The 14,280-nt window shown below is 29.0% G+C and carries 16 protein-coding genes; 7 read left to right on the forward strand and 9 right to left on the reverse strand.

Annotation, left to right across the window (positions count from 1 at the left end):
- Nucleotides 1-215 precede the first annotated feature (215 nt).
- The 3 genes from L8V79_RS06795 to acpS all read left to right on the forward strand — a co-directional run bounded on the left by L8V79_RS06795 (nt 216) and on the right by acpS (nt 1,820).
- Nucleotides 216-854 (forward strand): transcriptional regulator, encoded by a 639-nt coding sequence (locus tag L8V79_RS06795; RefSeq protein ID WP_263682637.1) that lies wholly within the window; start codon nt 216-218, stop codon nt 852-854.
- 64 nt (nt 855-918) lie between these two features.
- The gene (gene fliL / locus L8V79_RS06800) at nt 919-1,464 is read left to right on the forward strand and encodes a flagellar basal body-associated protein FliL (RefSeq protein WP_404842191.1); all 546 of its coding nucleotides are present in this window, start codon (nt 919-921) and stop codon (nt 1,462-1,464) included.
- The gene (acpS, locus tag L8V79_RS06805; protein ID WP_263682635.1) at nt 1,464-1,820 is read left to right on the forward strand and encodes a holo-ACP synthase; all 357 of its coding nucleotides are present in this window, start codon (nt 1,464-1,466) and stop codon (nt 1,818-1,820) included. The genes fliL and acpS overlap by 1 nt, the downstream gene beginning before the upstream one ends.
- 8 nt (nt 1,821-1,828) lie before the next feature.
- Here the strand turns inward: acpS and fabG are convergent, their stop codons facing one another.
- Both fabG and gpmI read right to left on the reverse strand, forming a co-directional pair.
- The gene (gene fabG / locus L8V79_RS06810; RefSeq protein WP_263703020.1) at nt 1,829-2,572 is read right to left on the reverse strand and encodes a 3-oxoacyl-ACP reductase FabG; all 744 of its coding nucleotides are present in this window, start codon (nt 2,570-2,572) and stop codon (nt 1,829-1,831) included.
- A gap of 14 nt (nt 2,573-2,586) precedes the next feature.
- Complete coding sequence (gene gpmI, locus L8V79_RS06815; RefSeq protein ID WP_263703022.1) at nt 2,587-4,065, reverse strand: 2,3-bisphosphoglycerate-independent phosphoglycerate mutase; 1,479 nt, start codon at nt 4,063-4,065, stop codon at nt 2,587-2,589.
- A gap of 78 nt (nt 4,066-4,143) precedes the next feature.
- On the opposite strand from gpmI, the gene mraY reads away from it, so the two are divergent.
- Both mraY and murD read left to right on the forward strand, forming a co-directional pair.
- Nucleotides 4,144-5,202 carry a phospho-N-acetylmuramoyl-pentapeptide-transferase gene (gene mraY / locus L8V79_RS06820; RefSeq protein ID WP_039627906.1) on the forward strand — a complete coding sequence of 353 codons (1,059 nt, stop codon included), beginning with the start codon at nt 4,144-4,146 and terminating at the stop codon, nt 5,200-5,202.
- Entirely contained in the window at nt 5,202-6,401 is a 1,200-nt protein-coding gene (murD, locus tag L8V79_RS06825) for a UDP-N-acetylmuramoyl-L-alanine--D-glutamate ligase (RefSeq protein WP_263703024.1), read from the forward strand. Before mraY ends, murD begins: the two co-directional genes overlap by 1 nt.
- On the opposite strand, the gene L8V79_RS06830 is transcribed toward murD, so the two are convergent.
- On the reverse strand, nt 6,393-7,256 hold the full coding sequence (locus tag L8V79_RS06830) for a LysR family transcriptional regulator (protein WP_263703026.1): 864 nt from the start codon (nt 7,254-7,256) through the stop codon (nt 6,393-6,395). The genes murD and L8V79_RS06830 overlap by 9 nt on opposite strands.
- A gap of 106 nt (nt 7,257-7,362) precedes the next feature.
- On the opposite strand from L8V79_RS06830, the gene L8V79_RS06835 reads away from it, so the two are divergent.
- Together L8V79_RS06835 and L8V79_RS06840 are read left to right on the forward strand one after the other, a co-directional pair.
- Entirely contained in the window at nt 7,363-8,400 is a 1,038-nt protein-coding gene (locus tag L8V79_RS06835) for a YeiH family protein (RefSeq protein ID WP_263663615.1), read from the forward strand.
- 126 nt (nt 8,401-8,526) lie between these two features.
- Nucleotides 8,527-9,129, forward strand: coding sequence for a BspA family leucine-rich repeat surface protein (locus L8V79_RS06840; RefSeq protein ID WP_263703027.1), 603 nt, complete (start codon nt 8,527-8,529; stop codon nt 9,127-9,129).
- Nucleotides 9,130-9,141: 12 nt separating this feature from the next.
- On the opposite strand, the gene L8V79_RS06845 is transcribed toward L8V79_RS06840, so the two are convergent.
- The 6 genes from L8V79_RS06845 to L8V79_RS06870 are packed head-to-tail and all read right to left on the reverse strand — an operon-like array spanning nt 9,142 to nt 14,199.
- A complete protein-coding gene (locus tag L8V79_RS06845; protein WP_263703029.1) occupies nt 9,142-9,831 on the reverse strand; it encodes an ion channel in 690 nt (229 codons plus the stop codon).
- Complete coding sequence (locus tag L8V79_RS06850; protein ID WP_263678442.1) at nt 9,831-10,667, reverse strand: universal stress protein; 837 nt, start codon at nt 10,665-10,667, stop codon at nt 9,831-9,833. The genes L8V79_RS06845 and L8V79_RS06850 overlap by 1 nt, the downstream gene beginning before the upstream one ends.
- Before the next feature lie 19 nt (nt 10,668-10,686).
- On the reverse strand, nt 10,687-11,787 hold the full coding sequence (prfB, locus tag L8V79_RS06855; protein WP_039642502.1) for a peptide chain release factor 2: 1,101 nt from the start codon (nt 11,785-11,787) through the stop codon (nt 10,687-10,689).
- A gap of 13 nt (nt 11,788-11,800) precedes the next feature.
- Nucleotides 11,801-13,213, reverse strand: a complete 1,413-nt coding sequence (locus L8V79_RS06860) for a hypothetical protein (RefSeq protein ID WP_263703032.1) — start codon at nt 13,211-13,213, stop codon at nt 11,801-11,803.
- Nucleotides 13,210-13,443 (reverse strand): acyl carrier protein, encoded by a 234-nt coding sequence (locus L8V79_RS06865; protein ID WP_263703034.1) that lies wholly within the window; start codon nt 13,441-13,443, stop codon nt 13,210-13,212. The genes L8V79_RS06860 and L8V79_RS06865 overlap by 4 nt, the downstream gene beginning before the upstream one ends.
- A gap of 15 nt (nt 13,444-13,458) precedes the next feature.
- On the reverse strand, nt 13,459-14,199 hold the full coding sequence (locus L8V79_RS06870; protein WP_263703035.1) for a GNAT family N-acetyltransferase: 741 nt from the start codon (nt 14,197-14,199) through the stop codon (nt 13,459-13,461).
- Nucleotides 14,200-14,280 lie beyond the last annotated feature (81 nt).

Here is a 14,280-nt window from a genome sequence, read left to right on the forward strand (position 1 = left end):
TTATTTGATAAATTATATTCCTATATTATTAAAATAAAATTAAACGATAAAAATTATCATTATTTAAAAAATGATTATAAAATTCTTATTTTTAAAAAAATAATCTTTTTTTAAGCATAAATATTTTTATTTTGTAATAAAATTGTTAAAAAATAAGAATAAGCATTCTTATTTTAAATATTTTTACTACAAAATTAATAAAAAAAGGAGAGCTTATGGATAAAGAAACAAGAACTTACTATATTAAATTAGTTAAATTTCTTGCAGAAGCCTTGGGTAGAAATTATGAAATAGTATTGCACGATGTAAGCGAAGATGGAGCCAATATAGCAGAAATTGCTAATAACCATATTAGTAAAAGAACTATAAACTCACCTCTAACTGGTTTTGCCATTGAAATGATTAAAAATAAAATCTATTTAGAGCGTGATTATATAACACATTATAAAACTTCAGCTAAAAGCTCACAAGTAATGTCAGGCTCTACTTTTTTTATTAAAAAAGATGAAAAACTCGAAGGTTTGCTTTGTATTAATCATGATACCTCAGCGTTTAAAAAAATCTCTGATGAAATTTTAAATCTTGGAAATATTTATGATAATTCTTATGAAAGTCCTGAGCAAGAAAATAAAGAATATATTAAACTTGATTTAGAAGAAATTGTCGAAGATATTTCGGGTATGGATATAGAAAGTTTTAAAAATAAAAGCTTAAAACCAAAAGAAAAGCAAAAAATGATAGCTAGTTTATATGAAAAAGGTGTGTTTAATGTAAAAGGTGTTATTCCTAAGGTTGCTGAGCTTTTAGGTATTTCTGAGCCTAGTGTTTATAGACATTTACAAAAGATTAAATAATCATAATTTAAAAAAATTGTAATTTTTGATACAATAACACTTTAAATTTTATAAAAGGAAAAATATGGCTGATGATATGATGGATGAACAAGGCGAATCAAAGAAAAAAGGTGGCAATACTTTAGTAATTATTATCGTTGTATTTTTATTTGTATTTTTACTTGTGATTGTAGGAGCGATTGCTTATTTAATGTTTAGCGGTGGTTCTGAAGAAAATCCTGCTCCACAAGCTGAAGAAAGCGCACAAGTTGCACAAGCTCCTAAGAAAACAAATGCAGTAGCAGCTAGAGGAAGTGATTATGCAAATATTGGAGTGATGTATCCTTTAGCACCTTTTACACTAAATTTGTTAAGTGATGGTGGATCAAGATATGTAAAATGCACCATTCAACTTGAACAAAATGTTGAAACTCTAACCCCAGAACTTGATAAAAAAGTTGCTATTATTAGAGATATTATCATTAGAACTTTAACTTCAAAAACCTTTGAAGAAGTAAGCACCACAAAAGGCAAAGAAAGATTAAAAGATGAATTAACTGGTAAAATCAATGAGGTTTTAACTGATGGTTTTATCAAAAATATTTATTTTACTGACTTTGTAGTATCTTAATGATAGGCTGTGACATAGTTGTATGCTCTCGCATAGAAAAAATTTATGAAAGACATAAAACGCTTTTCTTGGATAAATTTTTATCCAAGCAAGAGCAAAGTTATATAAAAAATACCAACACTCTAGCAGGATTTTGGGCTATTAAAGAAGCTGCTTCTAAGGCTTTGGGGGTTGGAATTTCTAAAGAATGTTCTTTTTTTGACATCATCATCTCTAAAGATGATAAAAATGCCCCACATATTAGTTTTTCTCAAAAAGTCATGCAAGAATTTAAAATCAAATCAGCAAGTGTAAGCGTAGCACATGATGGGGGTTTTGCTATAGCAGTAGTGACTATAGAAACCAAGCAAGGTTAAAACCTTGCTTACATATAAAGCCCACCGTTGACTTTTAAAATTTCTCCTGTGATATAAGAAGAATAATCACTTAATAAAAACGCCACAGCTTGAGCTACCTCGCTTGCATCTGCAAAACGCTTTAAAGGGATATTGTTAATATAATTTTGTTTTATTTCATCACTTAAAACTTCAGTCATATCACTTTTTATGAAACCTGGGGTAATACAGTTATATCTTATATTTCTTGCTGCGCCTTCTTTAGCAAAAGATTTTGTTAGTGCTATCATACCGCCTTTGCTAGCACTATAATTAGTTTGGCCTGCATTTCCCATTTCTCCAACTATAGAAGCGATATTTACAACCGCGCCAAAACGCTTTTTACTCATAGTTTTTAATGCCTCTCTACAACCTAAAAAGCTTGAATTTAAATTAGCATTAATCACTGAAGAAAAATCATCCATGCTCATTCTAAGCGCTAGTTTATCATTAGTAATACCTGCATTATTAACTAAGTAACTAAGCTCACCATCACTTTCTACTATAGTTGCAATAGCACTGATAAATTCTTCTTCAACACTTGCATCAAATTTAATCACAGCTGCAGTGCCACCACTTTTTTCTATCTCTTCTTTTAACGCATCAGCAAGTTCAGGTTTACTTCTATAATTAATCCAAACTTTTAAACCATGACTTGCTAATTCTTTAGCTATTGCTGCACCTATACCTTTACTTGCACCTGTTATTAAAACATTTTTTCCACTAAATTTCATTGTTCTCCTTTAAATTAAAATAAAGCCTCATCCATTTCTTTTGGGATAGGCAAGTTTAAAATTTTAAGCACACTTGGTGCTATATTACTAAGCCCCATGCCTTCTTTAAGCTTTTCTACTCCTTTAGCTTCCACAAAAGCAAAAACATCAAAGGTTGTGTGGTTAGTGAGCATATTTTCTTTTTCATCCCTCATTGCTTCACAATTTCCATGATCTGAAGTAATAATAAAAGCATAATCATGCTCCCTTGCTTTAGCAATAACCCTACCCAAACACTCATCCACACATTCAACCGCACTAATCGCAGCTTCAAAATCACCCGTATGTCCTACCATATCACCATTTGCAAAATTTACTACGATAAAATCCATACCATTTTCTATACCCTTAATCACTTCATCTGCGACTTCTTTAGCACTCATTTGAGGCTTTTCATCATATGTTTTTACCTTAGGACTTGGGATTAAAACTCTTGTTTCATTACACTCTAATTCTTCTTTTCCTCCATTAAAGAAAAAGGTTACATGAGCGTATTTTTCTGTCTCAGCTGTGTGAAGTTGGCTTAAATTTGCATTAGCTATCACAGAAGCTAAGGTATTATTTAATTCTTCTTTTTCAAACATCACAGGCAGTTTAAAACTCTCATCATACAAACTCATAGTAATAGCATTTTTTACAAGTACTTCTTTTGGAAATTCATTAAAACTTTCTTGGGTTAAAGAAGCAACTAATTGACGCATTCTATCATTTCTAAAATTGATAAAAATCACACCATCTTCAGCCTTAATTCCATCAAAGTTTTGACTAATAACTGGGGTTAAAAACTCATCTGTGATATTTTCATCATAGCTTTTTTGTATAAATTGCACAAAATCATCACACTTTTGTGCCTTAGCAAATAAAGCATCATAATAAGACTTAACCCTATCATAGCGCTTATCTCTATCCATAGCATAAAATCTTCCCGATAAAGAAGCAAAATTAACCCCTTCTTTTCCGCAAAATTCCTGTAAAGATTTTATAAATTCTAAACCTGAATTTGGAGGACAATCTCTACCATCACTAATTGCATGTGCAAAAACTTCTTTATTTTCTTGCTTACAAATTTTTAAAAGTGCATTAAAATGTGTATGCATAGAATGCACCCCGCCATCACTATAAAGCCCTATAATATGCACTCTTTTGCATTTTTGCAATAAATCTTTTAAAGCCTTATTATCTTTTAAAGTATCATTTTCTATGGCTTTATTTATCTTGACTAAATTTTGATAGATTATGCGTCCGCTACCTATACACATATGCCCTACTTCGCTATTACCCATTTGACCTTCAGGTAAGCCAACTGCCAAACCACTTGTTTTTATCAAAACATTAGGGGTATTTTCAAAAAGCTTATCATAAGTTGGCTTTTTAGCATGAAAAAAAGCATTATAGTTTGAATTTGTATTATGTCCTATACCATCTGTGATTATCAAAATACATTTTTGACTCATTTTTTACTCTTTTTTATAATTTATTTATGTGATTTTACTAAAATTATGCTTTTAAAAAACAAATACAAGGTTAAAATTTTGCTTTATCTTACAGAATATACAAATTATATGTTTTTTTCTTATATTAGCGTGCGTGCTGGTTTTGCATTTTTTATCGCTTTATTTTTGAGTTTGTATTTAATGCCAAAATTTATCAAATGGGCTCAAAATAAAAAAGCAAATCAACCTATTTATGAATACGCTCCACAATCACACCAAGCCAAATCTCATACCCCTACTATGGGTGGACTTGTTTTTATCTTTGCTACTATCATAGCAAGTGTTTTAAGCGCTGATTTAAATAATAGTTTTGTAATCGTTGGATTATTGTGTTTGGTATTATTTTGCACTATAGGTTTAGTGGATGATTTAGGGAAAATTTTAAAAAAAGACAATCACGCAGGATTAAGTCCAAAAATGAAACTACTAGGGCAATTTAGCGCTGCTTTTATCTGTGTTGGATTATTATATTTATTTGATATAAATACTGAATTTTACTTACCTTTTTACAAACATGCTCTATTTGATGGTGGTGTGTTTATGTTGTTTTTATGGATTTTAGTTATTGTTTCAAGCTCTAATGCTGTGAATTTAACCGATGGACTTGATGGTCTTGCAACTGTGCCTTCTATATTTTCTCTTTTAAGCCTTGGTGCTTTTTTATATTTGAGTGGAAATGCTATTTATAGTTCTTATTTATTTTTACCTAAAATTCAAGGTTTAGGAGAACTTGTAGTGCTAAGCTCGGCTTTAGTTGGTGCTCTTATGGGATTTTTGTGGTATAACTGCTATCCTGCGCAAGTTTTTATGGGAGATAGTGGGAGTTTAAGCATAGGGGCATTTTTAGGCTATCTTGGTATAGTAAGTAAAAATGAAATTTTACTTTTACTGATAGGTTTTGTATTTGTTTTAGAAACCATTTCAGTGATCTTGCAAGTAGGAAGTTTTAAAATCTTTAATAAAAGAGTATTTAAAATGGCACCTATTCATCATCATTTTGAAAAAATAGGCTGGGTAGAAAATAAAATCATCGTGCGTTTTTGGATGATAGCCTTACTTGCAAATATCATTGCATTAATTAGTATAAAGTTAAGATAATGAAAATTTCACTTTTTGGATACGGAAAAACAACCAAAGCTTTTGCGCAGCGTTTTGGAAATTGCGATATTTATGATGATCATTTTACAAGTATAAGTAAAGATGAATTTGGCAATACACTTTTACCACCTTGTAAATTTGATCCTTTAAAAAGTGACTTAGAAATTCCAAGCCCTGGCTTTCCAAGTGATCATCTTCTCATACAGCAAGCAAGAAATTTAAGTAGCGAGTATGATTTTTTTTACGATGGCATGCCAAAAAGTGTTTGGATAAGCGGAACAAATGGCAAAACCACTACCACTCAAATGACACATCATCTTTTAAAACACATTAACGCACAAATGGGAGCAAATATAGGAACTCCTTTAGCACAAATGGATATTAGTGCTAAATTATGGATTTTAGAAAGCTCATCTTTTTCACTTTTTTACACCAAAATAGCTAAACCTGAAATTTATGCGCTTTTACCTATCACACCTGATCATCTTTCTTGGCACAAAAGCTTTGAAAATTATGAACAAGCAAAGCTTAGCGTGCTTGAAAGAATGAATGAAAATGATGTGGTGATTTTACCTAAAAAATATGAGGCTCATCCAACCCATGCTTATGTTATAAGCTATGAAGATGAGCAAGATTTAGCTAAAAAAATGCAAATTGACTTAGAAAAAATTCATTTTAAAACTCCATTTTTACTTGATGCACTTATTGCCTTAAGTATAGAAAAAATCATACTAGATCGTTGTTCTTATGAGCTTTTAAACGAGTTTAAAATAGAAAAAAATAAACTTGAAGAAATATTTGATCATAAAAATAGACTTTGGGTAAATGATACTAAAGCGACTAATCTGGATGCAAGTTTAGCTGCTCTTAAACGCTATAAGGATAAAAAAATTCATCTTATCATAGGTGGGGATGATAAGGGAGTGGATTTAAGTGCTTTATTTGCTTTTATGAAAGAGCTTAATATAGAGCTTTATGCCATAGGAAAAAGCACTAATAAAATGCTTGAATACGCTAAAAATGCTAATTTAAAAGCACATTTTTGTGAGTTTTTACCTAAAGCAGTAGAAAAAATCAATCAAAATCTAACTAATGATGAAGTAGCCCTGCTAAGCCCTGCTTGTGCGAGCTTAGATCAGTTTAAATCCTATGAAGAAAGAGGGGAGCTTTTTAAAAAATGCGTTCAAGAACTAAACTAAATCTTTTTGAATGCAAAGTTTTAAAAACTCACATAAATTTATAAATTTCTTGCTTGGCTCTTTATTTTTATGATAAATCAAACAAAGCTCTCTTGAAATTTTAAAATTTTTTAATCTCACTTCAAATAGGCTTTTAGCTTCAAGCTCTTCATTGACGCTAAATTTAGGTAAAACTGCTAAAAAATCACCTTTTTTAACTAACTCTTTTATCATAGCAGTTGAGTTTAGCTCATAGACTAAATTAAGCTTTACATCTTTAGGTAAAGCACTTAAAAATACTTCTTTTGCACCTGAACCTTGCTCACGACTTAGCCATTTAAAATCCTTTAACTCATCTATAAAAAATTCTTTTTTGAAGTCATTTTTACTCACCACAATAAGCTCATCATCACAAATTTTAATCTTTCTTATATCCTTATCTTTGCAAATCCCTTCAATCAAACCTATATCTATTTCTTTATCTAAAATATCTTTGATGATATTTTGGCTATTATCCAAAGACAAATTTAATTTGATATTTTCTGCCTTTTGATCTAAGAAAGATCCTAGTAAATAAGTGCCTACATTTTGACTAACTTTCATACTTATTTCATAGCTTTGATCATCTTGCATTGCTTTTTCAATGCGCTCAAATTCTAAAATTAAAGGAGCGATTTGTTTTAAAAAAACCTTTCCTTTTTCATTTAAACTTAAAAATTTAGCATTTCTATCAAAAAGCTTGGTGTTTAAACTTTTTTCAAGTTCAAATATAGCTAAAGACAAAGCAGATTGGGTTATATTTAATTCTTTAGCACAAGCTCTTAAGTTTAAATTTCTACACAAGGCTTGAAAATATTTTATTTGTTTAAAAGTCATAAGTACTCTTTTGATAAATATTTTTAATCATTATATCAAATAAAATTAATTTTACTTATCACAAAAAAATCATTAAGATTACAAAAAAACAAAAAAAGGAAAACTCATGCATAAAAATATATATAAACATAGAAAATTTGAAGCTTTTTTACTGCTTTTTACTCTTGCTTTTTGTGCTTTTGCTATTTCTGAGCTTAATTTTTTTAAAAATCTTGGAATTTCAGCTTTAATCGTAGCTGTGATTTTGGGAGCTTTAATAGGAAATTTAGCACATCAAAATGCAAATTTACTCAAAAAATCAGGAGTTTTAGGCATAGCAACAAAAGAAATTTTAAGACTTGGGATTATACTTTATGGTTTTAGAATTACTTTTAATGATTTAGAAAAAGTTGGATTAAATGGGATTTTGCTAGCATTTTTAGTGGTATTTTCTACCTTTTTTATGGGACTTTTACTGGGAAAATTATTTAAACTTGATCTTAAAGAAAGCATACTTATAAGTAGTGGCTCAAGCATTTGTGGAGCAGCTGCTGTGATGGCTAGTGAAAGCATTGTTAAAGGTGGCTCTGCTAAAGTTGGCGTGGCAGTTTGCACTGTGGTTGTGTTTGGAACTTTGGGGATGTTTTTATATCCTTTGGCTTGGAATTTAGGCTGGTTTGATTTTTTTAGTTTAAAGCAAATGGGGTATTTCATGGGAGCAAGCTTGCATGAAGTTGCACATGCTGTTGCAGCAGGTGAAGCTGTGCAAGCAGGAGATGGTGCTGTCATAGAAAAAATGATGCGTGTTTTAATGCTAGTGCCTTTTTTGATTTTCTTAGGTCTTTTTTCATTGAAATTTCTAAACAAAAATAATGAAAAAATTTCCATTAAAGCAAATATTCCTTATTTTGCTTTGTGGTTTTTACTTGCTTGTGGTATTAGCTCACTTGAAATATTAAATACAGATTTTGCGCTTAATTATATAAAACCAAGCATACAAACCATAGACACGCTTTTACTTTCTATGGCCATGGTAGCTTTGGGAGTGAATATCCATAAAAATGTTTTAAAAAATGCAGGTTTTAAACCATTTTTAATGGCATTGTTGCTTTTTATATGGTTAATCTTTATATCAATTAGCTTAATTTTCCTATTAAATTTATAATATGTTTCATAATGAAACATATTATAGTATTTTATACTTTTTTATTAATTTAATATTTATTTTTTCTACTTTATATTTAAATAATATTATAATTATATTGTAATAAACATCCAAAAAGGAGCTAACATGTTTACGCCTAAAACTAAATGTGAATTAGTTGCTCTTGTTAGAGAAGAGCTTATTGCCTTAGATGAAATCGATGTAAGCTTAATTACGGATATGTCTTATTTATTCTATTATTCCACTAGAACTAACTTTGATGGTATAGAAAAATGGGATGTATCAAATGTTAAAGATATGTCTTATATGTTTTATTGCTGCAAAAGCTTTAATCATGATATTTCTAAATGGAATGTTAAAAATGTTGAAAACATGGAAGGAATGTTTTTTGATTGTGAATCTTTTGATCAAGACTTATCTTATTGGAATATGTCAAATGTAAAAGATACTAAATATATGTTTTGTAATTGTCTTAAATTTAACCATAAAGTAGAAAATTGGGATGTGCATAATGCCATTACAATGGCACATATGTTTGAAAATTGCAAACAATTTGATCAAGATTTGTCAAGATGGGATGTACATAATGCTAAAACAATGGCATTTTTATTGCATAATTGTACTAATTTTCACTATGATGTTAAAAAATTAGATATTGATAAAAATTGCAATATCCAAAAAATACTAGGACATGAAGAAATACAAAATAAATATGCTATAAAACATTAATCACAAGGTAAGCTATTGCTTACCTACTTGATTAATCCAAAGTCCCATAGCAATCACAACAATAACCTGCCCTAAAAATCCTTGAAATACGCTAAATAATCTTAGCAAAGAACTAATCGGCGTTACATCACCAAAGCCTATCGTTAGCATAGTAACTCCGCTAAAATAATAACAATCAACCAAACCTTTTATTCTATTTTGAATTTGAGGTTTTAACTCATCATTTAAAGACCAAAAATTATGAATTCCTCTTATAGGTGTTTGAAATTGCACTTCTATAACTTTTTCTTGCAAATCCGCAATATCTAAATTTTCATTTTTTTGAGTAGCAATTAACATTCTATTATAATTATCTACATCACAAGAAAAATAATACAAATTCCCATACGCAAACCATATCAAAACATATGCATATAAAATAATAAAAAATTTTTCTTTAATATTAATCTTTCCACTAAAAGCAGCCCAAATACTAATAAGCAAAAAAACCATCAATGCTACAGCCACCATAATAGGAATAATATTTAAAATTAAAAATAAAATTTCAGAAGTAATTTTACCTGTTGCATAAATAGCAAGTTCATCAAATAAAAAACTACAAAACAAAGGCACCATAGCAAGTAAAGTCCAAACAAAAAGAAATTGTTTGGTGCTTTTGTGATAAATGCTAATATAATGATTTAAAAGTCTATGGTACAACATTAGCGAATCAGTAATAAAGGTTTTTTAGCCTTAGTTAAAATATCATTTGTCAAACTACCAAATAAAATACTTTTTAACCAGTGATGTGAATAAGCTCCCATAATCAATAAATCTATATCATTTTGCTCACCAAAATCAAATAAAGCCTGAGTAATCTCTCCATTTAAATGCTGAGTTTGCACATTTAAATTTGCTTCTTTAAAAATTTGACTTACTTGAGTTAATAACTCATAAGAAGCTTTTTCATCTTTAGATACATTTACCACATAACGTTTTGCTTCTTTAAAAATAGGTCTTTTAATGGCTTGTTCTATAGCCTTTTTAGCCAAATTACTCCCATCATAAGCCATCATCACACTTTTAATCTCTTTAAAAGCAGAATTTACAAGCAAAATAGGCACATTTAAAGCTCTTACTAGTTCTTCTGTATGAATACCTATTTTATTTTTTTTACCTCCGCCTTTTAAACCTGCTATGGCTAATCTTATTTGATCATTGTATTCTTTTAAAACTTCTTCTAAGTCTCCATCTCTTTGCACACTAAAGCATTCTTTTACGCCTTGTTCTTTTGCATAAGCACAAAATTCTTCTAAAATTCTTTGCCCTTTTTTACAAAGATTTTCATTTTTTTGGCTTTGCTCTTCTACTAAATCTTCAATCACACACCCACTAGCACCTATGCCAAAACTACAAGCTAATTCAGCATTAGTAAAATTTGGTTCTATTGTATATAAAAACATTAAAGGTAAATCTAGTTTTTTAGCTAAATACACCCCATAATGCAAACTTTCCCTACAAGGCTCTAAAACATCCACACAAACTAGAATTTTTTCCATTTAATATCCTTTTGTAGTATTAATCTTGTGCTTTTTGTGCTATTAAAACACCTTCTATAATTTTTTTAATATCCCCATCTAAGATATTATCAACTTGCGAAAAAGCTTCATTTGAGCGCGTGTCTTTAACCTGTTGATAAGGAAAAAGCACATAAGAGCGGATTTGATGACCCCAGCCTATCTCACTTTTTTCGCTTGAATTTGCTTCATCTTGTTGTTTCATAAGTTCAAGCTCATAAAGGCGTGATTTTAACATTTTAAAGGCTGTGGCTTTGTTTTTGTGTTGGCTTCTATCGTTTTGACATTGCACTACTATACCACTTGGCATATGAGTTATACGCACTGCTGATTCAGTTTTATTAACATGCTGTCCACCTGCTCCGCTTGCTCTATAATAATCAATCCTTATATCTTTTTCTTCAATTTCTATTTCTATATCATCATCAAGTTCAGGTGAAACCATCACACTAGAAAAACTCGTATGGCGACGCCCCGCACTATCAAAAGGAGAAGTTCTTACTAAACGATGAATGCCATTTTCAGCTTTTAAATACCCATAAGCATTTTCACCTTTTACTAAAAAGCTAACATCTTTAAGCCCTGCTTCTTCGCCTTCTTGAAAGTCAAGTGTTTCTACTTTAAAACCTTCTCTTTCACAAAATCTCAAATACATCCTATAAAGCATGCTAGCCCAGTCATTACTCTCCGTTCCGCCTGCTCCTGGGTGAATGGAAACTATAGCATTTTTACCATCATTTTCCCCGCTTAAAAGCATAGAAATTTCAAGATTTACAATAAGATCTTCTAGCTTGTTTGCATCTTCAAATAAAGCTTCTATAGTATCTAAGTCATTTTCACTATTAGCTAGATCAAAAAGCTCGCTAGCATCATTTAAAGCATTATTTGCATTTTCATAATTTTTAAGCAAATTTGAAATTTTAGTTTTTTCTTTACCTATAATGCCTGCTTGCTTTACATCACTCCAAAAGGAAGGGGAATTTTCTAAATTTTCTATTTCTTTTAATCTTGCTTTTATCTCTTCAGGCTTAATGATAGAAGCGATATTTCCAACTTTGTTTTTTAATTTTTTTAAAAGTTCACTGTATTCGTAATTATCCATAAAAATTTTCTTTCTAATTTTGCTTATCGTATTTTTTTCTTAGTTTTTTTGATTTAAAATATAACTTTACCCATCTCCATCCAAAATAATAAAATTTTTTATATTTTGTGTAAGCCCTACCCAACTCTATAATATATCTTATATTATATTTCAGTTCTTTTTCCTTAAATTTATAAACCAGAAACATATCTTTAAAAATAGTATTTTTTATTTTTATACTTTGTTTGCGCATTATATTAACACTCAACATCACTAAAGGTAATTTTATGTATTCAAAAAACGAATGAGAATTTACCATTAAAGCTCTTCCTAATTCATAATATTTATAATCTTCTTGGTTTTGTTTTTTATTATAATCTTCAATAAATTTCTTACCCTCTTCAAGAAATTCTAGCAGGTATGAAAAATTATATTGACTAGAAATATTTACTTCTTTATTATAAAAATCGTTATTTTTTATAATTACATCTATATTTTTTGCAAATACAAAAGCGACCAAACCCAACTCACATACACCATTATATTGATGCTCACTAGGTAATAATTGAAATTTCTTATTATCACTATTTAAAAGGTAACTCTCATTGTCAATAACAAAATCATATAAAATTGGAGTAACATAGTTATTAGGAAGCTGAACAATAGCAAAATTACCTTTATTGTTGCATAATAAACTCAAACCCTGATATCCTTTAGAAAAAACCCCATTAAAACTATGAATCCCAATCATACTAAAACCACAATACTTAACAGGAATTTTTATTTTCTCACCTACTTTAAATTTACACACATCCTCATACTGTGTAAAAGTTCTAACCTTCTTAAAATCAAAATCACCCTGTACCATTTCTTTTATTGAAAGAATTTCTAATTCTATATTTTCATATAAAGAGTTTATGTTTTTCTTAGGCACACATAATTTATCATAGTTCTTTAAAACCCTTTTTGATATACCACTCATGAAGCTATAAAATGGATGCTGCCAGTCATAATAGTTCATATAAAATTCATCTAATTTCCTTTGTTTTAAAAAACTTTTAATATCAATCACATTAAAACCATAATATTCACATTGATGATGATGAAACCATCCATATGCACCATCTATAGTTTCCGCATGTGGCATAATAACAACTAATATTTTTTTTTGTAAATTCCATAATTTTTCATAAAATAACTTATATAATGAAATATAAAAATCAACATTTTCCTTAAAAACTCCACCAATGCCAACAACTATCAAATCCGCTTTGTTAATGACTTGCTGATTTTCTTTTCTAATAAGATGGTATAACTGAGAAAATATATCATTGTTAGATTCTCCGAAACTAATCACCTTGGATCCATACTCTCTCATACCTCCAACAAAACCATAAGTTGGATACATATCACAACTACCAAAACATACTACATTCTTTTTTTTCATGAATTATTCTTTAACACCTCTTCTATCATATTCTTAATCGTCTGGAAATTTCTAAGGTGCTCCGGACTTATATAATCAAAGTCAATAAATATCTCATAATAGGTTTCTATTTCTTGTATGAGATTCATAATTTCAATACTATCTATAATCCCATCTTCAATTAAATTATCCATTGTTTCATTTATATCATTTCTGCCAATTTTTTCAAAAAAATACTTAACTGTTTTCATTTTTTATCTCCTTTTTTAGTTTATTTTGTACAATCTATATTGTATATTATTAAAATCAAAATTTAATCTTTTATAAAATTTAATAGCGTGCTCATTCTTAATGTCTACAAATAATCTATAAAAATTTTTATCTTGATTATTTTTAAAAAAATGGTTAACTAGAGCATAGGCTACATTATTACATTTTAAATTTCTATCAACTGCAAGGTGATTTATAAGAGCATAGTTTTTCAAAGAACTATATAATAAAGCACCTTTAATACGATCATCTTCTTTATATATCAATAAATTCTCATATTTTGATTTAAATTCATCATAGCTAATAAATTCACCAACAGTAATTGGAAAATATTTTATAAAAAAATAATAAACCTCCTCTATTTCATCAATATATGTTTGTTTTATAAAATCAAATTGTTTACACTTCTCATTTACGTTTTCCAACTCCATTTGCTGAAAAATGTTTAAAAGTATTGCCTTGTGGCAAAATAAGAAATTTTCATGTTTAGAAAAATATTTGTTATGGTAATTAATTAAATATATATAACAACCTCTTTTTATATCAACATTAGAGAAATCTCTGATAAAATAATATAATATATTTTTATCATATAAGAAAAAATTTTCACCTTTACATTCAATGTCGATTTTATCTTCACCTATTCTATTTACAAGATTATCAATACTTTCATAGCAATTGTGTAATAAAAATTCTCGATTATTATATGCTATTCTTAATCTTTCAAGCCATTCCACTCAAAACCTTCCTATCAATTTTCCCATTTGCATTTAAAATAAATTGTTCTATTTTAACAAATTTCTTAGGTATCATGTAAG

The sequence above is a fragment of the Campylobacter sp. IFREMER_LSEM_CL2194 genome (genome assembly GCF_025771685.1).
Lineage (GTDB): Bacteria > Campylobacterota > Campylobacteria > Campylobacterales > Campylobacteraceae > Campylobacter_D.

Bases quoted from the DNA above. Each gene is read 5' to 3' on its own strand.
- L8V79_RS06795 (WP_263682637.1), top strand. From the start codon at position 216: ATGGATAAAGAAACAAGAACTTACTATATTAAATTAGTTAAATTTCTT.
- fliL (WP_404842191.1), top strand. From the start codon at position 919: ATGGCTGATGATATGATGGATGAACAAGGCGAATCAAAGAAAAAAGGT.
- acpS (WP_263682635.1), top strand. From the start codon at position 1,464: ATGATAGGCTGTGACATAGTTGTATGCTCTCGCATAGAAAAAATTTAT.
- fabG (WP_263703020.1), bottom strand. From the start codon at position 2,572: ATGAAATTTAGTGGAAAAAATGTTTTAATAACAGGTGCAAGTAAAGGT.
- gpmI (WP_263703022.1), bottom strand. From the start codon at position 4,065: ATGAGTCAAAAATGTATTTTGATAATCACAGATGGTATAGGACATAAT.
- murD (WP_263703024.1), top strand. From the start codon at position 5,202: ATGAAAATTTCACTTTTTGGATACGGAAAAACAACCAAAGCTTTTGCG.
- L8V79_RS06830 (WP_263703026.1), bottom strand. From the start codon at position 7,256: ATGACTTTTAAACAAATAAAATATTTTCAAGCCTTGTGTAGAAATTTA.
- L8V79_RS06835 (WP_263663615.1), top strand. From the start codon at position 7,363: ATGCATAAAAATATATATAAACATAGAAAATTTGAAGCTTTTTTACTG.
- L8V79_RS06840 (WP_263703027.1), top strand. From the start codon at position 8,527: ATGTTTACGCCTAAAACTAAATGTGAATTAGTTGCTCTTGTTAGAGAA.
- L8V79_RS06845 (WP_263703029.1), bottom strand. From the start codon at position 9,831: ATGTTGTACCATAGACTTTTAAATCATTATATTAGCATTTATCACAAA.
- L8V79_RS06850 (WP_263678442.1), bottom strand. From the start codon at position 10,667: ATGGAAAAAATTCTAGTTTGTGTGGATGTTTTAGAGCCTTGTAGGGAA.
- prfB (WP_039642502.1), bottom strand. From the start codon at position 11,787: ATGGATAATTACGAATACAGTGAACTTTTAAAAAAATTAAAAAACAAA.
- L8V79_RS06860 (WP_263703032.1), bottom strand. From the start codon at position 13,213: ATGAAAAAAAAGAATGTAGTATGTTTTGGTAGTTGTGATATGTATCCA.
- L8V79_RS06865 (WP_263703034.1), bottom strand. From the start codon at position 13,443: ATGAAAACAGTTAAGTATTTTTTTGAAAAAATTGGCAGAAATGATATA.